General features: G+C 54.2%; 21 protein-coding genes. 16 read left to right on the top strand and 5 right to left on the bottom strand.

Features of this window, described 5'->3' with window-relative positions; translation table 11 throughout:
• The first annotated feature begins 123 nt into the window (after window positions 1-123).
• From gorA to GA0071314_RS09330, 4 genes are all read left to right on the top strand, one after another.
• The gene (gene gorA, locus GA0071314_RS09345) at window positions 124-1,506 is read left to right on the top strand and encodes a glutathione-disulfide reductase (RefSeq protein WP_074396387.1); all 1,383 of its coding nucleotides are present in this window, start codon (window positions 124-126) and stop codon (window positions 1,504-1,506) included.
• 210 nt (window positions 1,507-1,716) lie between these two features.
• Window positions 1,717-2,295, top strand: coding sequence for a diaminobutyrate acetyltransferase (gene ectA / locus GA0071314_RS09340; RefSeq protein ID WP_074396386.1), 579 nt, complete (start codon window positions 1,717-1,719; stop codon window positions 2,293-2,295).
• A gap of 72 nt (window positions 2,296-2,367) precedes the next feature.
• On the top strand, window positions 2,368-3,636 hold the full coding sequence (ectB, locus tag GA0071314_RS09335) for a diaminobutyrate--2-oxoglutarate transaminase (RefSeq protein WP_074396385.1): 1,269 nt from the start codon (window positions 2,368-2,370) through the stop codon (window positions 3,634-3,636).
• Window positions 3,637-3,710: 74 nt separating this feature from the next.
• Entirely contained in the window at window positions 3,711-4,103 is a 393-nt protein-coding gene (locus tag GA0071314_RS09330; RefSeq protein WP_074396384.1) for an ectoine synthase, read from the top strand.
• 88 nt (window positions 4,104-4,191) lie between these two features.
• Here GA0071314_RS09330 and GA0071314_RS09325 read toward each other — a convergent pair whose 3' ends face one another.
• Window positions 4,192-4,737, bottom strand: coding sequence for a DUF3833 domain-containing protein (locus GA0071314_RS09325; RefSeq protein WP_082934229.1), 546 nt, complete (start codon window positions 4,735-4,737; stop codon window positions 4,192-4,194).
• A 212-nt stretch (window positions 4,738-4,949) separates the two neighbouring features.
• Between GA0071314_RS09325 and GA0071314_RS09320 the strand changes: the two genes are divergently transcribed.
• The 6 genes from GA0071314_RS09320 (at window position 4,950) to yidD (ending at window position 9,648) form a co-directional block, all read left to right on the top strand.
• Window positions 4,950-5,789 (top strand): ATP-dependent zinc protease family protein, encoded by an 840-nt coding sequence (locus GA0071314_RS09320; protein ID WP_074396383.1) that lies wholly within the window; start codon window positions 4,950-4,952, stop codon window positions 5,787-5,789.
• Between the two features lie 36 nt (window positions 5,790-5,825).
• Window positions 5,826-7,349, top strand: a complete 1,524-nt coding sequence (locus tag GA0071314_RS09315; protein WP_074396382.1) for an inactive transglutaminase family protein — start codon at window positions 5,826-5,828, stop codon at window positions 7,347-7,349.
• On the top strand, window positions 7,346-8,344 hold the full coding sequence (locus GA0071314_RS09310; RefSeq protein WP_074396381.1) for an alpha-L-glutamate ligase-like protein: 999 nt from the start codon (window positions 7,346-7,348) through the stop codon (window positions 8,342-8,344). Before GA0071314_RS09315 ends, GA0071314_RS09310 begins: the two co-directional genes overlap by 4 nt.
• A gap of 70 nt (window positions 8,345-8,414) precedes the next feature.
• Entirely contained in the window at window positions 8,415-8,864 is a 450-nt protein-coding gene (locus GA0071314_RS09305; RefSeq protein ID WP_074396380.1) for a transcriptional repressor, read from the top strand.
• 2 nt (window positions 8,865-8,866) lie between these two features.
• Window positions 8,867-9,325 (top strand): phosphoribosyl-AMP cyclohydrolase, encoded by a 459-nt coding sequence (gene hisI / locus GA0071314_RS09300; RefSeq protein ID WP_074396379.1) that lies wholly within the window; start codon window positions 8,867-8,869, stop codon window positions 9,323-9,325.
• Window positions 9,322-9,648: a membrane protein insertion efficiency factor YidD gene (gene yidD, locus GA0071314_RS09295; protein WP_074396378.1), complete on the top strand. Its 327-nt coding sequence runs from the start codon at window positions 9,322-9,324 to the stop codon at window positions 9,646-9,648. Before hisI ends, yidD begins: the two co-directional genes overlap by 4 nt.
• Here the strand turns inward: yidD and GA0071314_RS09290 are convergent.
• Both GA0071314_RS09290 and GA0071314_RS09285 read right to left on the bottom strand, forming a co-directional pair.
• Complete coding sequence (locus GA0071314_RS09290; protein WP_074396377.1) at window positions 9,645-10,064, bottom strand: SufE family protein; 420 nt, start codon at window positions 10,062-10,064, stop codon at window positions 9,645-9,647. The genes yidD and GA0071314_RS09290 overlap by 4 nt on opposite strands.
• 39 nt (window positions 10,065-10,103) lie before the next feature.
• Window positions 10,104-11,264 (bottom strand): tyrosine-type recombinase/integrase, encoded by a 1,161-nt coding sequence (locus GA0071314_RS09285; RefSeq protein ID WP_074396376.1) that lies wholly within the window; start codon window positions 11,262-11,264, stop codon window positions 10,104-10,106.
• Window positions 11,265-11,543: 279 nt separating this feature from the next.
• On the opposite strand from GA0071314_RS09285, the gene GA0071314_RS09280 reads away from it, so the two are divergent.
• Window positions 11,544-12,590 carry a DNA-binding protein gene (locus GA0071314_RS09280; RefSeq protein ID WP_074396375.1) on the top strand — a complete coding sequence of 349 codons (1,047 nt, stop codon included), beginning with the start codon at window positions 11,544-11,546 and terminating at the stop codon, window positions 12,588-12,590.
• Window positions 12,591-12,646: 56 nt separating this feature from the next.
• Here the strand turns inward: GA0071314_RS09280 and nfuA are convergent, their stop codons facing one another.
• Window positions 12,647-13,270, bottom strand: coding sequence for a Fe-S biogenesis protein NfuA (nfuA, locus tag GA0071314_RS09275; protein WP_074396374.1), 624 nt, complete (start codon window positions 13,268-13,270; stop codon window positions 12,647-12,649).
• 273 nt (window positions 13,271-13,543) lie between these two features.
• Between nfuA and metH the strand changes: the two genes are divergently transcribed.
• From metH to GA0071314_RS09255, 4 genes are all read left to right on the top strand, one after another.
• Entirely contained in the window at window positions 13,544-17,239 is a 3,696-nt protein-coding gene (gene metH / locus GA0071314_RS09270; protein ID WP_074396373.1) for a methionine synthase, read from the top strand.
• 2 nt (window positions 17,240-17,241) lie between these two features.
• Window positions 17,242-18,567 (top strand): MATE family efflux transporter, encoded by a 1,326-nt coding sequence (locus GA0071314_RS09265; protein WP_074396372.1) that lies wholly within the window; start codon window positions 17,242-17,244, stop codon window positions 18,565-18,567.
• Window positions 18,568-18,702: 135 nt separating this feature from the next.
• Complete coding sequence (locus GA0071314_RS09260; protein WP_074396371.1) at window positions 18,703-20,358, top strand: nitrite/sulfite reductase; 1,656 nt, start codon at window positions 18,703-18,705, stop codon at window positions 20,356-20,358.
• Window positions 20,348-20,890 (top strand): DUF934 domain-containing protein, encoded by a 543-nt coding sequence (locus tag GA0071314_RS09255; protein WP_074396370.1) that lies wholly within the window; start codon window positions 20,348-20,350, stop codon window positions 20,888-20,890. Before GA0071314_RS09260 ends, GA0071314_RS09255 begins: the two co-directional genes overlap by 11 nt.
• 75 nt (window positions 20,891-20,965) lie before the next feature.
• On the opposite strand, the gene smrA is transcribed toward GA0071314_RS09255, so the two are convergent.
• Window positions 20,966-21,559, bottom strand: a complete 594-nt coding sequence (smrA, locus tag GA0071314_RS09250; RefSeq protein ID WP_074396369.1) for a DNA endonuclease SmrA — start codon at window positions 21,557-21,559, stop codon at window positions 20,966-20,968.
• A gap of 132 nt (window positions 21,560-21,691) precedes the next feature.
• On the opposite strand from smrA, the gene GA0071314_RS09245 reads away from it, so the two are divergent.
• A complete protein-coding gene (locus GA0071314_RS09245) occupies window positions 21,692-22,162 on the top strand; it encodes a gamma-glutamylcyclotransferase family protein (protein ID WP_074396368.1) in 471 nt (156 codons plus the stop codon).
• Window positions 22,163-22,169 lie beyond the last annotated feature (7 nt).

The following is a 22,169-nucleotide window of genomic DNA, read 5'->3' as shown; positions in this document are numbered from 1 at the left end:
ATCATTACCAAGGTGCGTTCGTCGTTAAAACGTAATAGCCGGTGTATCAACATTGAGGGGAGGTTTTAACCTTCTCGCATCATTTGGTCAACATGCGATGTGTTGGCAGTAAAGGAGTTTGCAATGTCAAAGGTTGCGGAGTACGACTACGATTTATTGGTGATTGGCGCCGGGTCTGGTGGGGTACGTACGGCTCGAATGGCCGCAGCAACAGGAGCCCGCGTGGCTATTGTGGAAGACCGTTATCTTGGCGGCACCTGCGTTAATGTAGGCTGCGTGCCCAAAAAGCTGTACGCCTACGCATCCCATTTCAACAGTGTGTTCGATGATGCCACTGGCTTCGGCTGGCAGTTGCCTGGTGAGGCGAGTTTCGACTGGGCGACGTTAAGGGACAACAAAACTAGCGAAATTAAGCGACTTAATGGCATTTATCTACGCTTGCTAGAGACAGCCGGGGTCAGCCTATATCACGGGCGGGGCCGCCTAGAAGGTGCCCATACAGTTGCGATTAGCCGTCAGCAAGGCGAAGAGCAACGTGTCACGGCCCAGCGTATTTTACTGGCAACCGGTGGCTGGCCTTGGGTTCCAACGTTCCCGGGTAGTGAATACACATTAACCTCCAATCAAATTTTTGATCTCGATCGTTTGCCAGAGCGGTTTTTAGTGCTGGGAGGCGGCTACATTGCCGTCGAGTTTGCCAGCATCTTTAATGGTTTGGGCAGTGAAGCGCACCTTATCTACCGCGGTGATTTATTCCTCAAAGGGTTTGATAACGAAGTGCGAGAATTCACGCGTCAGGAAATGGATCGACAGGGTGTTCATCTTCACTTTGATACCAATATTGAGGCGATCGAAAAAAACGAGGCTGGTTACCAAGTTGCCCTAACCAACGGCGATACGATGGAAGTGGATGCCGTTCTAGCCGCAACCGGACGACGCGCCAATGTGGCGGGTTTGGGCTTAGCATCGGTAGGGCTTTCATTAAATGAGCAGGGCAAACTAGACGTCAATGAGCGCTTTGAAACCGATGTCCCGTCGATACTAGCTTTGGGTGACCTCATTGATACGCCAGAGCTGACGCCAGTAGCTATTGCAGAAGCCATGCTGCTCGTTGATCACCATTTTGGAACGGTAGCCCCCGAGCCGCTGGACTACACTCGCGTACCTACTGCCGTGTTCTGCCATCCCAACATTGGGACGGTAGGGCTATCGGAAGAAGCCGCACGGCAGCAGTTTGGTACCATTCGCGTTTACCGCACCGATTTCCGGGCCATGAAACACACTCTGTCAGGCAGCCAGGAGCGAACCTTAATGAAGCTAGTGGTGGACGAGGCCACCGATGTAGTGGTCGGAGCGCATATGGTGGGTGACGATGCCGGAGAAGTCATTCAGGGAATCGCTATTGCAGTGCGCGCGGGGCTGACCAAAAAAGATTTCGATAACACGGTGGGGATTCATCCCACCGGCGCTGAAGAATTTGTCACTATGCGCACGCCCGCTCGTTGAAATTCACACTTAAAAGTCGAGAGGGAAACTGCCCCAGGTAGCCACCTTGGGTGGGCTAAACTAATAAGCGCAAGGTGATGGATTAGGACAGCAAAAACAGCTCGTATAATAAATATTTATCGAATACAGGGGGTTGAATAACATGGCTTTTGAATTGCTCATAATCAGCTGTTATAATTGCGTTCAAATTCGCAACAGCGAAGCATAACCATGAGCACCCCAACACCGCCGTTTACCCCTTCAGCTGATCTTGCTCGGCCTACTGTTGCTGATGCTGTTGTTGGTCATGCGGACACCCCACTATATATTCGCAAACCCAATGCCGAAGACGGCTGGGGCGTTTATGAGCTGATAAAAGCGTGCCCTCCGCTCGATGTAAATTCTGCCTACGCTTACCTCTTGTTAGCCACTCAGTTTCGCGACACCTGTGCCGTTGCCACCAATGAAGAGGGTGAAGTCGTGGGCTTCGTTTCTGGCTACGTCAAAGATAACGCGCCGGATACGTATTTTTTATGGCAAGTGGCCGTGGGCGAGAAGGCCAGGGGTACCGGTTTGGCACGCCGCTTGGTAGAAGCCATCATGTCACGCCCCGAGTTAGCCGATGTGCATCATCTTGAGACGACTATCACGCCGGACAACCTAGCTTCTTGGGGGTTGTTTAAGCGGCTGGCAGGGCGCTGGCAAGCCCCCTTGAACAGCCGTGAATACTTTTCAACCGAGCAGCTCGGAGGAGAGCACGATCCGGAAAACCTAGTGCGTATTGGTCCGTTCAATACCCACAATATCTAACCGGTTTTCCTGCTCGCGTCATCTTCTATTTCCTCCCGCTTGGCAAATTGATCATTAAAAAGGAGGTCGCCAATGCAGACCCAGACACTCGAACGCATGGAATCCAATGTACGTACCTATTCACGTTCTTTCCCGGTCGTGTTTACCAAAGCGCAAAATGCCCGGTTGACCGATGAAAATGGCCGCGAATATATTGATTTCCTTGCCGGTGCGGGCACCCTGAACTACGGCCACAATAACCCTCACCTCAAGCAAGCCATGATTGATTACCTGGCGACAGACGGCGTGGTACACGGTCTGGATATGTGGACCGATGCCAAACGAGATTACTTAGAAACGCTCGAAAACGTCATTCTCAAACCGCGCGGATTGAACTATAAAGTCCATCTTCCTGGCCCGACAGGTACTAACGCGGTAGAGGCGGCCATCCGCTTGGCGCGTGTTGCCAAGGGGCGCCATAATATTGTGACCTTCACTAATGGTTTCCACGGCGTCACCATGGGGGCTCTGGCTACCACCGGTAACCGTAAATTCCGTGAAGCAACCGGCGGCATTCCGACCCAGGGCGCAAGCTTCCTACCTTTCGATGGTTACATGGGCGAGCATGCGGACACCCTCGATTATTTTGAGAAATTGCTGAAAGACAAGTCGGGTGGCTTGGATGTTCCTGCAGGCGTCATTGTCGAAACAGTACAAGGCGAGGGCGGTATTAACGTAGCCGGACTCGAGTGGCTGAAGCGCTTGGCTGATATCTGTAAAGCCCACGATATCCTGTTAATCGTCGATGATATCCAGGCTGGCTGCGGACGTACAGGTAAGTTCTTTAGTTTCGAGCACGCAGGCATCAATCCCGACATGGTCACCAATTCCAAATCCTTGTCTGGGTTCGGCATGCCTTTTGCGCATGTTCTGATGAAACCTGAGTTGGATAAATGGAAGCCGGGGCAGTATAACGGCACCTTCCGCGGCTTTAATCTGGCCATGGTCACCGCCACCGCGGCATTCAAAAAATATTGGACAAATGACACCTTTGAGCGTGACGTACAACGTAAAGCGCGCATTGTAGAAGAGCGCTTCCAGTCGTTAGCCGCCTTGCTCACCGAAAACGGCATTCCAGCCACTGAGCGCGGCCGTGGCCTGATGCGTGGTATTGACGTCGTATCAGGCGATATCGCGGACAAGATTACTGGTATGGCGTTTGAGCACGGGTTGATTATTGAGACCAGTGGCCAAGACGGTGAAGTAGTGAAATGCCTATGCCCGCTCACCATTAGTGATGAAGACTTGCTGGAAGGGCTGGATATCTTAGAAAAATGTGTCAAAGCTGTCGCTAGCGAGTAACAACGCTGCCAATATCCCGCTAAGATATAAAATATGCGGCCCCGCTCGGGCCGCCTTTAAATTGGAGCACAAATATGATCGTTCGCAATATTGACGAAGCACGCAAAACAGATCGTCTAGTAACAGCCGAGAGCGGAAACTGGGACAGCACGCGCTTGGTATTGGCGAATGACGGTGGCAACTTTTCATTCCATATCACCCGCATCTTTGAAGGCACCGAGACACATATTCATTACAAGCATCACTATGAGTCCGTGTACTGCATCGAGGGTGAGGGCGAAGTAGAAACGCTAGCCGATGGTAAAATTTGGCCCATCAAGCCTGGTGATATCTACATTCTTGACCAGCATGACGAACACTTGTTGCGTGCTCATAAAACCATGCACTTAGCGTGTGTATTCACACCGCCTATCACCGGCAATGAAGTACACCGTGAAGATGGCTCGTATGCACCGGCTGACGATTGAAGCCAGGCGCTAAAATTTAGTCCGATGTAGTATCCAAACAGCCTGCTGAATTAGCAGGTTGTTTTACGATAAGCTAAAAGCGTGCTTGCTACTGACTCTGGGACGCCTGCTCAAATACCAGCGTAATTTCACCCAGGGTTACACCGAACTTTTTCATCTCCGTACGGTTGATTAAGCGTCCATCGGGTTGAAGATACATCCAGTCATTCATAGTGAAATTGAACGTTCTGTCGCCGATATCCACATCTAATGGGTAGTTCATGTGAAATGCATGCCCATATTGGCGAGCCTCCACAGGACCCTCAACGTCGTTGGCTGTGCCTACCCAGCGATGTTCATCGACACGCTCGAAGCGCCATACACGCCGATCCGTTTCACCATCGGCAAACTCGAAGTCTTCATCCAGAATTAGCGTGTCGTCTTCAACACGGCCATCAATGGTGACGGTAAACCGACGCTGAACTTCACCACTATAATCCTGCACCATACCCCAAGCGCGGGTGGTGCCGGTAAAGTAGTCTGCTATATCCAGGCGTGGCTCAGTGCCAGCATAATCTTCAACGTCGACGCTTGAGCATCCTGCAAGCAAAAGGAATAAAAGGGGAGCTGCCATCGCTAGAATGCGGATTTTCATTGTGCATTTCCTATATAGTCCGTATTGTTCGTACAAATATTGGTTAGTTTAGCCTGGCAGCAACGCCTGAAGTCAATTGTTTTCTTCCGGTTCGCATAATATATATTATGTTAAATAATATAGATTGTGCGGGAAAACAGCATGCGGTGTTGGACAACGGGTCTTACTACTCCTTATCATTCATCCTCTTATTGTTTAAGGATGTAGCTCTTATGCGCCCAGGTGTTGTATGGCTGATGGTAGGTATGGCTTTTTTGGCGACTGGTTGTGCGGTGCCAAAGCCTGTTGCCAATAAGCCCCCTCCTCTTGATGAGGATGCTTTCAACCTTCGCATGGATGAACTACAGAGCAATGTATCCCAGCAGTGCAGCAACGCTGCCTCCCTCCAGCAGCGCCAACTGGACCAGCAACACGTATTTACCGCCGATGTACGAGAAGTCGGCAGCCTGCTTCGCTTGCTGCGTGATGATGTCCAACAGTTGGGCGCCCGCAATGAAGAGCCTGTGATTATCCGTGAGGAATGCCAAGCAGAAGACAGCTTATTAGATGGTAAAACTCTGCTGGGTCGTAATGAATGGGTAGGTTTGCCCGGCATCGGTACCTATCTGCAGGCCCGCGTCGACTCTGGCGCGAATACCTCATCACTGTCTGCCAAGGATATCACCCCTTTTGAGCGCGATGGCGAAGACTGGGTGCGCTTTAAATTAGCGCTTAATGATGACGATGTGGTCGTTGAAAAACTGCGCGATGAATGGATTGAGGCACCCGTTGAGCGTCGTGTACGCATTGTGCAAGCTTCGGGTGACGACTCGCGCCCCGTTATTTCCTTGCTCTTAAACCTAGGGCCATTGAGGGAAAACGTGGAATTTACCCTGAATGATCGTAGTCACCTAGAGTACCCGATCCTACTTGGGCGTCGTTTTTTATTGGATATTGCCGTTATCGATGTGGCAGAAACCTACCGTTTTGATCGGCCAGAGTTTCCCGGTGGAGAGCCTTCAGATCAGGCGGCTGACGATGAAGCAGCCGATTCAGACGATAACGAAGAATAACGACAGCCTCTGCTGTCACTATTGAAAGGAATCTTGATGTCACGGCTACCGTTTTATTTCATCGTCGGCTTGCTGCTCATTGCAGGTATCGCGATGAGTGTTCACCGCCACATTCAGTTTGAGATCCCTTGGGTACCGGACGAACAGCGCCAGGTTTGGGAAATTGAAGCGGTTATTTCTTTTGACGCCCAGGATGGTCCCGTAGAGGTTGATTTCGCGCTGCCAACACAACAGTCAGGGTATCGTGTATTAACCGAGAACACAGCTTCTTCCGGCTATGGACTCGCCTATCAATCCGATGAGACCGGGCGCAGTGCCGAGTGGACTATTCGCGAAGCCGATGGAGAACAGCAACTTTATTATTCAGTGCAAATGCTGGTCTCACCTGATGCCCAGGCGCCCGTACAAATCGCACCGGAGCTGCCGCCAGCGGTGGAGTGGGAATCGCCTTTCGATTCCGCCGCCGAGCAACTTATTGAGGAAGCCTGGGAGCGCAGTGCCAATAATGCCACCTTTGCTCGTGAGCTGATTCGTGACATCAACGGCGAACGTCAGGATGAGAACGCCCGGTTACTGCTTGGTGAGGTCGATCCGGCGCCGCTGATTATCCGGCTATTGAACCAGGCAGAGGTAAAAGCACGCGCGGTGAGTGGCTTGCTCTTAGAAGATGGTCGCCGTCGGCAAACCCTAACCAGTTGGATCCAGGTATTCGATGAAGATGAAGAAACCTGGTCGCTCTTTCATCCAGTAACTGGCGAGCAAGGCAAACCCGACAATTTATTGTTGTGGGAAACGACCGGCGAGGCTGTGCTTGAAGTCCAGGGAGGCAGCAACTCCAACGTTAGTTTTTCAATGATGACTCACCACCAGCCCGCTTCGGCGGCGGTGCGTAATCTTAACTCTAATGACACACTGCTCAACTTCTCGATTCATAGCTTGCCGCTTGAAGAACAGGCGCTGTTTCAAACCATTTTGTTAATCCCCATTGGGGCTCTGGTGGTGGTGTTTCTGCGCGTGTTGGTCGGCATTAAAACCTCAGGCACTTTTATGCCGGTATTAATCGCCCTCGCCTTCATTCAAACCAGCCTTACCACCGGTCTGATTGGTTTTTTACTGGTGGTCGCGGTTGGGTTGATTATCCGTAACTATTTGTCTTATTTGAATTTATTGTTGGTTGCTAGGGTCTCGGCGGTGATCATTACCGTCATTGCCATTATCTCGGTGTTTTCGGTGTTGGCGTATCGAATGGGCCTCAACGCGGGGCTGACCATTACATTCTTCCCGATGATCATTCTCGCCTGGACGATTGAGCGGATGTCGATTTTGTGGGAAGAGGAAGGCCCCAAGCAGGTCTTGATACAGGGAGGTGGTAGCTTATTAACCGCAGTGATTGCATTTTTAGCGATGAACAACCCTTGGGTACGCCACATCACGTTTAATTTCCTGGGCGTCCAGTTCATATTAATGGCGCTGATTCTGCTGCTGGGTAATTACACCGGCTACCGGCTGTTAGAACTGCGTCGCTTTAAGCCTATTACCGAAGAAGATAAACCCTTATGAGTTGGCTGAGTAATTGGACATGGCCAACGAAGCTGCGCGATAAAGGCATCATCGGCATGAACCGGCGCAATATCCGGTACATCGGGCGCTACAATCACCGACGCCTATACCCGCTGGTTGACGACAAGCTTAAAACCAAGCTGCTCGCGCAGCGCTACGGCATTACCACGCCAGCGTTAATTGGCACGGTAACAACACAGTTTGGCGTCAAGCACATTAGTCCGATGCTGGCGGGCCACCATGGGTTTGTGATTAAGCCGGCCAAGGGGAGCGGTGGCAAAGGTATTTTGGTCATAGAAAGCGTCGAGGATGGCGACTTCATCAAACCCAGCGGCGCGCGCCTCTCAATTACCGATATTGAACGCCATGTTTCCAACATTCTATCGGGTCTTTACTCGCTAGGCGGTTCACCCGATGTGGCCGTTGTGGAAACGTTGATCAATTTTGATGAAAGCCTGATGGAATATACCTACGAAGGCGTGCCTGACATTCGTGTTATCGTTTTTAAAGGGTACCCTGTTATGGCCATGATGCGGCTGTCAACGGCCGCTTCGGATGGTAAGGCTAACCTTCACCAAGGGGCTGTCGGTGTAGGGCTTAATATGGCTACGGGGGCTGCCCTTCGAGGTGTTCAGTTTGATCGGCCTTGTTTTGCTCACCCGGATACCGGGCACGATCTGGCAAGTCTAGTGGTCCCACAGTGGAAAACGTTGCTGAACTTGGCAGCCGGCTGTTTTGAGATGACCGGATTAGGCTACTTGGGAACCGACATGGTGCTTGATCGTCAGCATGGCCCTATGCTTCTGGAGCTCAATGCTCGCCCTGGGCTAGCTATTCAAATGACCAATGGTGAGGGGCTTCGTCGTCGGCTGGATCTTATCGAGCGGCAGCCAGAGGGCGTATCCGTTGAGAAACGGGTGGCGTTTGCGCAGCATCATTTTGCTCGCACAAGCGAGTTGGTTGAGCCCCCTGACACACCTGATGTAAGCGCGTAAACTTATACTTATCACGTAAACAACTATTTCCACTGCACGAACTGTGCTCACAGTGGCCAACGAGACGTTTATGACACACGCCAATGCGCTATTGCAGCAGGCAGAATCCCAATGCCACACGCGTGGCGTGCGCTTTACGCCTATTCGGCGCCGAGTGCTGGAGCTTATTGCTCGCCATGGTGGTGGTTTAAAAGCCTACGACCTACTCGATAAACTCTCGACGGAACACGCAGCAGCTCGCCCGCCGACAGTCTACCGTGCTTTGGAGTTTCTCATTGAGCAGGGGCTTGTTCACCGTATTGAATCGCAAAATGCCTATGTTGCCTGCGCGTGCCCGGAACACGCCCATGGGTTTCAACTGTTGATTTGTCGGCAGTGCGGCTATGTGGATGAGCTACATTTGGATGAAATTAGCGATCAACTGGCCGCTCTTGCTCAGCGTAAGGGCTTCAATGTAGAGCGTCAAACCATTGAATTATCAGGGTTATGCCAGCAATGCCAAGCCAATGATGAGTCGTAAACATGTCCTCAGAAAACCCTCTATTCAAAGACCTTGAATCAGCGTCACCTGCTGATGCCCTCCCCTCATTAACGACGTTGCTGGATGCCGCTGCGTTTAATGCCGACGGTTTGATACCTGCCATCGCCCAGCAGCACGATACCGGTGAGGTATTGATGATGGCCTGGATGAACCGTGAAGCGCTGGAAGAAACGCTACAAACCCAGCGGGTATGCTATTACTCGCGCTCGCGGGGCAAACTATGGCGTAAAGGCGAGTCTTCCGGCCAGCAGCAGCATCTGAAAGCCGCTGCGATCGATTGTGATGGGGACACGCTACTGCTCCAGGTCGAGCAAACGGGACCTGCCTGCCATACGGGGCGGCGCAGCTGCTTTTATCTGTCACTGTCGAATGAACGCGTGGCGGTCAATAGCGAGCCCCTTATTGATCCCGCCGAGCTCTATGCCAAGTCATCGTCATGAAGGCTTGGCGCACCCTGGTTAATGCCGTTCGCTGGCTGGTCGGTCAGTGTCTCGTCGTCATGGTGCGCATCTACCAATATACGTTAAGCCCCCTACTCGGCCCGCGCTGTCGCTTTTGGCCAAGCTGTTCGTCCTATGCCATTGAAGCCATTCAGGTGCACGGGCCGTTCAAAGGCAGTTGGATGGCCATGAAGCGTATTTTGAAATGCCACCCGGGCAGCAAAGGCGGTATGGATCCCGTTCCCGGTGGGCGTAGTGAAGCCTTGTGCCGGGAAGACGAGGATCCCTGTCATGCCGATTGCCACCACCCCAAGCGCGACTAAGCGGTCTGCCGGGCAACCTGGTAAATGCGCTCCAGCATCGAATGCAAACCGTTGCTGCGCGTCGGCGACAGGTGTTTGTCCAGGCCCAGGTCCGTCATGAAATGCGGCTCCGTATTACGCACTTCGGCAGCGGTTCTTTCGCTGTAAATGCGTAGCAGCACGGCAATCAATCCCGATACAATCGCTGCATCAGAGGTGGCCTTGAAGATCAGTTTGTCACCCTGCGCTTCATGGTGCATCCACACATTCGACTGACAGCCCTGTATTTTACGATCTTCGGTTTTCCACTCGTCTGGGAAAGGGGGTAGCTGTTTGCCCATATCAATAATGTATTGATAACGGTCCATCCAGTTATCAAACATATCGAACTCTTCGATCAGTTCCTGTTGGGCTAGCTCGGCACCGGACGTGCTCATGGTGAATCCTTTGGCGTTGGGGTCACAAAATAGGGTCCATTATAACGTCTCAATGTTGTCTTGGGGGCTTCGCGGCATAATCTGATGGCGCTGTTGCTCATGGTGCCACTCGATGGCTTCGTTATGTAGGTAGCGCGCCGTGGTATCAAGTCGCGAGTGGCGTGCACTGTCGGCTAGGTGCCGCAAGCTGATGCCTGCCTGGGCCTGATGGGTGATAGAGGTGTGTCGTAGCCAGTGCGGGGTGGCTTTGCGCAGTGCAGCGATATGCGCCGAATTACCATCGGCCGCTTGTAGCGTGTCGGCCGCTTCTTTGAAGGTGTCACGGATCAGCCGATACAGCTGGTTATGGCCCACGCTGCGCTGTTTATCCAGTGCGCGAATAACCGGCGCGTCATCGTGGTGAGTCGGCAACCCCGTCAGCCCCAGTGCGAGACGCCACTCGATTAAGCAATTCTGCATGTCGGCGGGCAGCGGAATACGCGCCACCTTATTTCCTTTGCCAACCACAGACCACCACCAGCGGCCTTCACTTTGCTGGAAATCGCCCATTCGTGCATCCGCCATCTCGCTCAACCTGGGGGCTAACAGGTAAGCAAATCCAAAGATAAAACGACGCCTAGCGCTTTCATAAATAGCACGTTCGCCCTGCCCCGCCACCGGCTGATTTAACCATTGCCACAGCCATTCCCAAAGTTCGCGTTCTAGGTAGCGTTCAATACGTGGCGTTTGATTGTTTAGCCGCCGTGACTTATCGCGCATTAAGCGAAACGGGTTATGCCGCACCCACCCCGCTTCAACCAGCCAACTGAAGAGTCCTTGCAAGATAATCAGGCTTTGCCGACGGCTGGCCGCTGACAAGCCGCCTCGAAACGGCCGCCATTGGGGGTGGTGACGCGGTTTGGTGGGCCCAACCCACTGAGCGCTTGGCTGAGGGTCAGCAAGGAACGCCTCAAAGTGGCGCAGTACGTCGCGGTTTACTTGGTCGAGCGTCAACCTCTGGGTCGTCAGCCATAGCAGCAAGCGTTCGGCTTCCCGGCGGTAGCATTTCCAGGTCTGCGGACTTTCCTGATATTCAGCAAGCCAAGCCGATACCGCCTCCACGTCCGTGTTCGCGGTAATTTGCGGCAACACCGGCGAACCACGAAGGCTCTCCAACGGCGCTATCGGGTTGGCGGTGGCTGTATTGTCCCACGTTTCCATTGACGTCTTTTCTCCTCTCGTACCCTACGCTCTTCCTTCTTCCTTCTTCCTTCTTCCTTCTTCCTTCTTCCTTCTTCCTTCTTCGCCTTATTCGAGTCTGTTGCTGGCTGGTGCACCAAGTCTGGCTTTTATGCTCTAAAAACTCAAGATAATACGGGTAATCTTGAATTTATGTTTTTTAAGATAAATAAATTACATTTTACGTATTACGTAATATTGCGTTATATAAACAAGAGCAGGACAATCATGGTTATTAAAACCTCATAAAAGGAGCAAGAAATGGCGCGCAGCGGTATTCAATATGTAGATGTACAGCAAGCCATCGACACCTTGCTTTCTCGAGGTGACACGCCAAGCGTTCAGCGCATTCGTGAAGTGCTGGGTACGGGCAGCTTTACCACTATCAGCGAACATTTCCGCCAGTGGCGCCTTGAGCGGGAACATAACCGCGACGTACCACCACCCAAGGGCGTGCCCGAGTCGGTGGTCAGCGTCGCCAGTGAACTATGGAAAGAAGCTATGGAAGCGGCGCACGATGCGTTACGCCACTATCGTGAGGAAGCCGATCGCCAAGTAGAGGTCGCCCGATTGGAGGCCAGCGACGCCGACCAGCGGGCCGCCAATGCGGAGCAGCGTGAAAGCGCCCTGGCGGAGCACCTGCGACATACAGAAACGCGCGTCGAGGCGCTCAGTCGAGATCTGGCCGCAAGCCAGGCTGATGAGGCGCAGTGGCGCACCCAAGCTGGCGAGGCGCGTGACGAGCTAGCCAAGTGGCAATCAGCCCATGAACGCCTCCAGCAGCAACTGGCTGAGCGTCAGGCAGAGCATGCTGATCAACTGAGTCGCGAGCAGGCCGAATGGCAGGCGCGTTTGTGCCAGGAAGAACAACGCCACGAAGCCGCCGAAGATCGCCTGATGGGCCTGCTGGACAGCGCTCGGCAAGAACGTGCACAGGAAGAAACCGCCTACCAGCAACGACTGAAGCAGGCAGACGAACGCAATCAGGCGCTGTCGAGAGAGATCAAGGCGCTGGAAAGGTCACTCCACCAGCATCAGTTGGAGGCAAATGTCCAGCAACAAGCTCAGCAACAGCTTGAAGTTACGCTTTCGTCCCTGCAGCAACGCTATGATGAGGTGGCTAAAAGACTCGATAGCGCAGAAACAGCACTAGCTGCAGAAGCTCAGCAGCATGAGTCTCGCGAAAAGGCTTGGCAGGAACAACTTTGGTCACGGATGGATGCCATGCAACGGCAACTAACTGACCTGCCGACGTCGATGGCTCGCGATCAGGCTGATGAGGGCATAGAGGAAGGTAAACGTGACTAGCATACAAAAGTGCCCAGCATCTGCTGGGCACTATAAAGCGGGCGGAACGCCATGGCTTACCGGTAGTAAGCGTTGGTCGTATCCGAATGGTCGGTCACATCGCGAATGCCGCCAAGTTCGGGAATACGCTCCATTAGCGTTTTCTCGACGCCGTCCTTGAGCGTCAGGTCAACGGCCGCACAACCCTGGCAGCCGCCGCCGAAGGCCAGTACCGCCATATTTTGCTCGGTCAGCTCAACCAGCTTGACTTCGCCGCCATGAGAGGCCAAACCAGGATTGATTTCGCTGTATAGAACATAGTTGACGCGGTCTTCCAAGGGGCTATCTGCATTGACCTTGGGCATCTTGGCGTTAGGCGCCTTGATGGTCAGTTGGCCACCCATGCGGTCGGCATTGAAGTCGACGACGGCTTCCTCAAGAAATGCCAGGCTGTTTTTATCGAGAAAAACATTAATTTTCTCAAGTTCCAGCTTTACGTCGGTAGGCTCTTCTTCTCCCGGGCGACAGTATGCTAAGCATGTCTCGGCGTAGGGCGTGCCCGGTTGGGTGATGAAAATGCGCACGGCGATACCTTCAACGTTTTGCTTTTCCAGCAATTCCGCCAAGTAATCCTGCGCACTGTTTGTAATATCAATACCTTGGGTATCGACGTTGGTTTCTGCTTCTGCTGTCGTGGTCATGAGGGGTGTTTTCCTCCCGTGGCAGTGGCGGCGCCACTTCACATGTCATTTTGTGTCTATGGTAAGCAAAACAGCGCGCCGACACAATCCCGACTGTTTTACTAGGCTATTTATGATACCCACTTTATGTATGCCTATGGCATTCATAAACAATACATTGCTGCCCCGCATGACACCCTTTGTTATCATAGTGCGCCGCTGACCCATTTAAACGGCGACTGCCGACGATAAGAGAACCTCTTTTGACTGCGACGCTGGAGACTTTCCCCTGCCATGGCTGCTAGTGATTTGATTGCCACCTTAACCCAACGCCTGAATCAACGTATCCATATTCTGGATGGCGGTATGGGGACCATGTTGCAGAATGCCGAACTGAGCGAGGAGGAATTTCGTGGCCAACGTTTCAGTGACTGGCCGTCGGACCTGAAAGGCAACAATGATTTGTTGGCACTGACCTGCCCGGACGTGGTGACCCGCATTCACCGCGATTACCTTGAGGCCGGTGCCGATATTATCGAAACCAATACCTTTAATAGTACGCGCCTGTCCCAGGCCGACTACGGTATGGAAGCTATTGTACCGGAACTGAACCGCGAGTCTGCCAGGTTGGCCAGGGAAGTATGTGACGCCGTTGCCGACGAAACCGGTGTGCCGCGTTACGTGGCTGGTGTGCTGGGCCCTACATCGCGCACCGCCTCATTATCGCCGGACGTTAACGATCCAGCCAAACGCAATGTGACGTTTGATGAGCTGCGTGAAAACTACCTTGAAGCGGCTCAGGCACTCATCGACGGCGGCGCCGATCTTATTATGATCGAGACCATCTTCGATACACTTAACGCCAAAGCCGCCATCTACGCCCTTGAGGAACTGTTTGAGTCCCTTGGCCATCGGCTACCGGTGATGATTTCAGGCACCATCACTGATGCCTCCGGGCGGACGTTATCGGGGCAAACGACAGAAGCCTTCTGGAACTCCATTCGCCATGCCGAGCCGCTTTCCGTGGGCCTTAACTGCGCGCTAGGGGCCGAAGAACTGCGCCAGTATGTCGAAGAACTTTCCACCAAGGCGGATACCTTTGTATCTGCTCACCCCAATGCGGGCCTGCCCAACGAATTTGGCGAATACGACCAAACGCCCGAGGAAATGGCAACCATTGTCGGTGAGTTTGCGCAAAGCGGCCTGGTGAACATTATTGGCGGCTGTTGCGGGTCCACACCGGAACATATCCGCGCCATTGCGGAAGCCGTACATGGCTTGCCGCCCCGCGAAGTGCCTGAGCGTTCACGCGCCTGCCGTTTGTCGGGGCTGGAACCGTTTAACATCGAAGCCGATTCGCTGTTTGTCAACGTCGGCGAACGCACCAATGTGACCGGTTCGGCGCGTTTTAAGCGGTTGATCGTGGAGGAAGATTTCACCACCGCCCTGGAAGTCGCGCTCGAGCAGGTGGAAAACGGCGCCCAGGTTATCGATATCAATATGGATGAGGGCATGCTGGAGTCTCAGGAAGCCATGGTGCGCTTTCTGAACCTGATTGCCGGCGAGCCCGACATCGCCCGCGTGCCGATCATGATCGACTCTTCCAAATGGGAGATCATCGAAGCCGGACTTCAGTGCGTTCAAGGCAAGGCCGTGGTTAACTCCATTTCTCTCAAGGAAGGCGAAGCCGCCTTCCGCGAACAGGCCACCAAATGCCGCCGCTATGGGGCCGCCATTGTGGTCATGGCGTTTGATGAGGAAGGCCAAGCCGATACCTTTGCCCGCAAGACGGAGATCTGTAAGCGCGCCTACCGCCTGCTGGTAGATGAAATCGGCTTCCCGGCAGAAGATATTATTTTCGACCCCAATATTTTCGCCATTGCCACGGGTATTGAAGAGCACAATAACTACGCTGTCGACTTTATCGAAGCGTCTCAATGGATCCGCGAACACCTGCCTCACGCGATGCTTTCCGGGGGTGTGTCCAACGTATCATTCTCGTTCCGGGGCAATAACCCGGTTCGCGAAGCCATTCACTCGGTCTTTCTGTATCACGCCATACGCGCGGGCCTTACCATGGGCATCGTCAACGCGGGCCAGCTCGCCGTTTACGACGACCTGCCTGCCGAACTGCGCGAAGCGGTTGAAGACGTGGTGCTCAACCGGCGCAGTGACGGCACCGAGCGCCTGCTGGATATTGCCGATAAATATAAAGGTGATGGCAGCGGTGCAGCGAAAAAAGAGGATTTAGAGTGGCGCAGCTGGCCGGTTAACAAGCGTATCGAACATGCCCTTGTCAAAGGGATTACGGCGCACATCGAAGACGATACCGAGCTGGCACGGGCAGAAGCGGCGCGCCCCATTGAGGTCATTGAAGGGCCGCTGATGGACGGCATGAACGTAGTCGGCGACCTGTTTGGCGCGGGTAAAATGTTCCTGCCCCAGGTGGTCAAATCCGCACGTGTCATGAAACAGGCCGTTGCTTACCTGATCCCCTATATCGAAGCGGAAAAGAGCGAAGATACCCAGGCCAAGGGCAAGATTGTCATGGCCACGGTTAAGGGCGACGTGCACGATATCGGCAAAAATATTGTCGGCGTGGTGCTTCAGTGTAACAACTACGAGGTTATCGACCTGGGCGTGATGGTGCCCGCCGAAAAAATCCTCCAGGCCGCCAAGGATCACAACGCCGACATCATTGGGCTGTCCGGCCTGATCACGCCGTCCCTGGATGAAATGGTTCACGTGGCCAAGGAAATGAAGCGTCGCGGCATGGACCTGCCGCTTTTGATTGGCGGTGCAACGACCTCGAAAGCGCATACGGCGGTCAAAATCGAGCCCCAATACGACCACCCGGTGATTTACGTCACCGATGCCTCCCGGGCTGTTGGCGTAGCGAGCCGATTGCTTACTCCGACCCTGAAAACGCCCTACATCGCGGAGATACGTGAAGAGTACGAAAAGGTTCGCGAACGCAACGCCAAGCGACGCCCAAAAGCTGCCGACCTTGACTACACCCAGGCGCGCAAGCGGCGTTTCCGTACTGATTGGGCCAGCTATACGCCAGCAAAGCCCCACCAACTTGGGCTGCAAACCTTTAACGACTATCCGCTAGACGAACTGCTCGAGCGCATCGACTGGACGCCCTTCTTCATGAGTTGGCAGTTGGCGGGCAAATACCCCAAGATCCTTGATGACAAGGTGGTTGGCGAGGCGGCCCGCAATCTGTTTGAAGATGCCAAAGTAATGCTGCGCAAGCTGCTTGACGAAAAACGCGTCCAGGCGCGGGGCGTGATTGGTTTATGGCCAGCGAATACCGTCGACGACGACGTCATCGAGGTGTACGCCGATGAATCCCGCACCGAGGTCGTTGAACGACTCCACCATATCCGTCAGCAGACCACCAAAGGGCGTGACGGCATTTGCTATAGTCTGGCCGATTTCATCGCTCCCAAAGACAGCGGAAACGCCGATTGGATTGGCGGCTTTGCGGTCACCACCGGACACGGCGTCGATGCGCTTGCCAAAGAATACGAAGCGGCGGGCGACGACTATAACGCCATCATGGTTCAGGCGCTGACAGACCGTTTGGCGGAAGCTTTTGCCGAGCGTATGCACGAACGTGTGCGCAAGGAATTCTGGGGCTATGTACCCCAGGAGTCGCTTGATAATGACGCCTTGATTGCCGAAAAATACCAGGGTATCCGCCCTGCCCCCGGCTATCCCGCCTGCCCTGATCACACCGAGAAGGCAACGCTGTTCAGGATGCTTAACGCTACCGAAAATACAGGCCTCGCACTGACCGAAAACTTTGCCATGTGGCCAGCCGCTGCCGTATCAGGGTGGTATTTCTCGCATCCCCAATCCAAATATTTTTCAACCGGTAAGATTACTCAGGATCAGGTCAGGGTATTGGCTGATCGCAAGCAAATGCCGCTTGAGGAAATGGAACGCTGGCTGTCACCGGTGCTGTCTTACGACCCCAGTTAGTCGTGTCGTATGTCGCACGCCGCCACGGCAAAGTGGTTCGTCTGGCTTGGCCGATCATGCTGGGCATGCTTTCCCAGAGCATGCTCAATCTGGTCGATGCCGCCCTGGTGGGTCGTTTAGGCGAAACCGCCCTGGCGGGCGTTGGGCTCGGCGGTTACGCCATGTTCATGATGACGGCGCTGGTGTTTGGCCTGTCCTCAAGCGTTCAATCCCAAACTGCTCATCGCCTGGGCGCGGGTCATTCAGGCCTATCTCAGCCACTTTATGCGGGTCTGTTAGTAGGCCTGGTGATCGGCACTGTGTTGGCGTTACTGGCATGGTGGCTAGCGCCGACCTTCATGCAATGGATGTCACCTACCACAGAAGTGCAAAGCGTGGCCGTCGACTATTTTCGCTGGCGCGTGGTGTCACTGGCGGCGATTGCGCTCACCCTTTGTTTTCGTGGGTACTGGAATGGCCGTCAGTACACTCGCCTATATTTGCGTATTATTGTGGTTGTGCACCTGCTTAACGTGGCCCTTAGTGCGGGATTGATTTTTGGCCTTGGTGGACTGCCCGAATTGGGGGCCCGCGGTGCAGGCGTGGCCACAACGCTTTCGCTATGTGTAGGGCTTGTGCTGTGGATAGGCGTCACCGCACGTCAAGGTGATATTACGCAGTGGCGCAAAGTGTTACCTGACGAACAAGTATTGCGAACCACCGCCCGGCTGGCGTTGCCCCACTCGGCCCAGCAGCTTTGGTTTGCCGCAGGCTATGCCGTGCTTTTCTGGCTATTGAGTCAGCTCGGCACGGCAAGCGTTGCCGTCGGGCACGTATTGATCAACCTATCACTATTACTCATACTCCCCGGCGTTGGCGTAGGTGTCGCCGCTATGAGTCTGGTGGGTGAAGCTCTTGGCCGAGACGCCGAGTGGGAAGCGCACCGCTGGGGACTGGACGCGCTGTGGGTGGCGGGGCTATTGCTGGTAATCCTGGCGCTACCCATGTTGTGGATGCCGGACAAAGTCCTTGGCGTGTTTTTTGACGCCCCCGCTTTAATAACGCTCGGTACGCTCCCACTTCAACTGACTGGCTTGATGGTGGTGATAGATGTGGCCGCGCTGGTATTGGCGCAAGCGCTTATGGGTGCTGGCGCTCAGCGAACCGTGATGCTGTTGACGCTGGGCATGCAGTGGCTGCTTTTTTTACCGCTAGCTTGGTGGGCTGGGCTGGAACTTGGCTATGGACTACTGGGGATTTGGCTAATGCAGCTTATTTATCGCATCATTAACTCAGCCGCTTTTTTCTGGATATGGCAACGCCGCCAATGGGCGTCGTCGCTAGCGTAATACTGTTTCAAATACCATTTTGAGATAAAAAGATAATTATATATTCTTTTGTAGAATATGACGCCCGCGTTATGGTGGCGACACTGATTCGTCCCGTTTCAACGTGACAACTTCGCTTTAGCAGGACCGTGCCCCATGTACCGTTATGATATTCATGACCAAACGCTGGTAGATGAGCGTGTCGCTCAGTTCCGCGATCAGATGGATCGCTACCGCGCCGGGCGTTTGGGAGAGGAAGAATTTCGTCCACTGCGTTTGCAGAATGGGCTCTATATCCAACGACATGCGCCGATGCTGCGCATCGCGATTCCATACGGCATGTTGGCTGGCCATCAATTGCGTGCGTTGGGCGACATTACTCGCCGCTACGACCGCGGCTACGGCCACTTCACCACGCGCCAAAACCTGCAGCTCAACTGGCCTGCGTTGGAAGATGTGCCGGACATTCTGGCGGATCTGGCGAAAGTCCAGATGCACGCGATCCAGACCAGCGGCAACTGCATTCGCAATACCACCAGCGACCAGTTTGCGGGTATTGCCAATGATGAAGTGGAAGATCCGCGCCCTTGGTGCGAACTGATTCGTCAATGGTCGACGCTACACCCTGAATTTGCCTATTTGCCACGCAAGTTCAAAATCGCCGTCAGCGGTGCTTCCCAGGACCGCGCAGCCATCCAGGTTCACGATATCGGTCTGCGGCTGTGGTACAACGAGGCTGGCGAACTGCGTGTTAGAGTCCTCGCCGGCGGTGGTCTTGGTCGCACGCCGATGATTGGCGATGTGGTGCGCGACGACCTGCCCTGGCAGCACCTGCTGACCTACCTGGAAGCGTGCGTGCGGGTCTACAACCAGTTCGGGCGTCGCGACAACAAGTTCAAGGCGCGGATCAAGATTCTGGTCAAGGCACTGGGCATCGAAGAGTACCGTCGCCGCGTCGAGGAAGAATGGGCGCATCTGAAAGACGGCCCTCAGACACTCAATGCTGCCGCCGTCGAGGCAGCGAAGAGCCACTTCCCCGAGCCGGAACGTCGCGCGGTAGATAAAACCGCGGTGGCCGATTATGAGCGCCTTCGCCAGGAAAACCGTGGCTTTGCACGCTTCGTGACCAATAACGTGACCGACCACAAGGTATACGGCTATAAAGCCGTCACGCTGTCTCTCAAACGCCGCGAGCATGCTCCCGGCGACGTGACGGCTGACCAAATGGACGCCATCGCCGACCTTGCCGACCGCTACAGCTTCGGTGAAGTCCGCGTTACCCATGAGCAGAACCTGGTGCTTTCTGACGTCCCGGTGGATGAGATGGAAGCGCTCTGGCAGGAGCTTGATGCGCTGGGCATGGCCAACCCGACGGTGGGCACGCTCAACGATATCATCTGCTGCCCTGGCGGCGACTACTGCAGCCTGGCCAATGCCGTCTCGATCCCCATCGCACAGGCATTGCAGGAGCGCTTTGAAGACCTCGATTTTCTTTACGACCTGGGCCCGCTGGATCTGAATATCTCCGGGTGCATGAATGCCTGCGGTCACCACCATGTGGGCCATATCGGCATCCTCGGCGTTGATAAAAAGGGGGAGGAGTACTACCAGGTATCCATTGGCGGCAACTCGACGGATGACGCCTCGTTGGGCAAGATTCTTGGCCCTTCCTTCTTCCGTGAAGACGTTCCCGGTGTCGTCGAAAAAGTATTGGAGGTCTACGTCGCGCAGCGCCATGAAGATGAGCGCTTCCTGGATACCTATCGTCGCATTGGACTGAAACCCTTTAAGGAGCGTGTGTATGCCGCCTAAAGATAACCAGGCCGACGCGGTTGAACTGGCGCCGGTTCATGCCGATCACTTGATCGCCGATGGCGAACTGGCGGCGGAAAACGCCTGGTGCGTGTCCTACGATACGGAGGCACTCCCCGAGCATCGCCCTGCCTTCGTACCGGTTGCACTGTGGAAAGCCAACCAGGAAGACACCGAGCTGGCACCACTGCTGCCAAGCGATTGCGAGCTGACCGCTGCCCTGGCCGAAGAGATCGGTTCGGCCCCGGCAATTGCGATTGACTTTCCGGCGTTTACCGACGGGCGTGGATATACGCTTGCCCGGCTGTTGCGCGAGCGCTTCGGCTATCAGGGTGAAGTGCGTGCAGTGGGCGATGTACTGGTCGATCAACTGGAGTACATGCGCCGCTGTGGCTTTACCGCCATGGCGTTGCGTGATGACCAGCATCCCGAGGATGCCCTGCGGGCGCTGAGTTTTTTCAGCGTGCGTTACCAGACAGATGTAGAAGAACGCCAGGCACTGTTTGAAAAACGCTTAAACGCTGACCAATAGATAGCGTGTCAGCGGTCAAGCGGTATAAAAGGGGCAGCCGCACGGCTGCCCCTTTGCGTTGTTGCTGACACATCACTAACCACGCCGTTTCTGCTGCCGTTCACGGTTATTGGCTTTCGCTCGGTCGCTTTTGCGCAACATTACCCAAGTGGCGCCTAGCCCGCCGTCAGAGGGCTGAGCGGAGATGTAGGCCTGCACTTCGTCAAACTGGATAAGCCACTTGGCAATATAGGAGCGCAGTACATTGGCCGGGCTGTCGATTTCCCGCCCTCGCCCATGAACAATTAATACCGAACGTAGGTCGTGAGCGTAAGCATCCTGGATAAAGGGAAACACCAGTCCTCTGCATTCGGCCAGCGGCCGCCTAATCAAGTGAAGCTGTGCCTGAACCGGGTAGCCGCCGTGCTTGAGTTTATCGACGACGCCCTGCTGAATCCCTTCACGGCGGAACACAATGGGGTCAAAAGGCGGTATCAGGTCGACAAAGTCATCGGACAGAAAATTATGCCGCTCATCAATTTCCGCTTCGGCACATTCGCGTCTTGCCAGCTGTGCTTCAGAAGGTCGCTTACGCGCAGTGGCCGTATTTGCCCGATTTTTTTGTGGAAGCGGCTTAACATCGCCTACAAACGCTCGAAAATCCATCTCATCATGAAGTGGCTGATTCATGGCAGGCTCTCCGATAGGCTGTGGCTCTCATCCTATCAAACCCATATCGATTGCTTAAGCGTCTTGTTACGCTTGTCTTCCACGCAGAGGCACGCCACTCTAATGCGTTTGCTAGCCGCATAAGGGGACACCATGGCTTGGGTCAAACGCCTGCTCGCGTTGTGTGCAATACTGGTGCTGGGCCTTGCAGGATGGCTTTGGCTGACCATGCTTAGCCCTTGGTTCTATGAGCGGCCTGACGATCTTGCGGATGTTGAGCAGCGTACACACTACGTATTTGTATATGGCACCTTGCGTTATGCCCCCGTCCGATGGGTTGTAATGGGCGACTCAGGACACCCCGAAGAAGCCACGCTTGAGGGCTATCAACGTAATGGCCTGGATTTATCGCCCAAACCTGATAGCCATGTTCATGGTTTACGCTTGCGCGTTACCGCTGATCAGCTAGCACGCCTTGATCGCTACGAACGATTGGGTATTCGCTATGAACGGAAAGAAAAGCAACTGGCCGACGGCAAACGCGCCTGGGTCTATCAACGCCTATCCAATGCTCAAAGCCTGTTTTCGCCATTACCCGCTGCCCGCATCGCTCTGGTACCCTAAGGGAATA

Source organism: Halomonas sp. HL-93 (assembly GCF_900086985.1).
In the GTDB taxonomy this organism is placed as follows: domain Bacteria; phylum Pseudomonadota; class Gammaproteobacteria; order Pseudomonadales; family Halomonadaceae; genus Vreelandella.
This window is presented reverse-complemented; position numbering and strand designations above follow the sequence as displayed.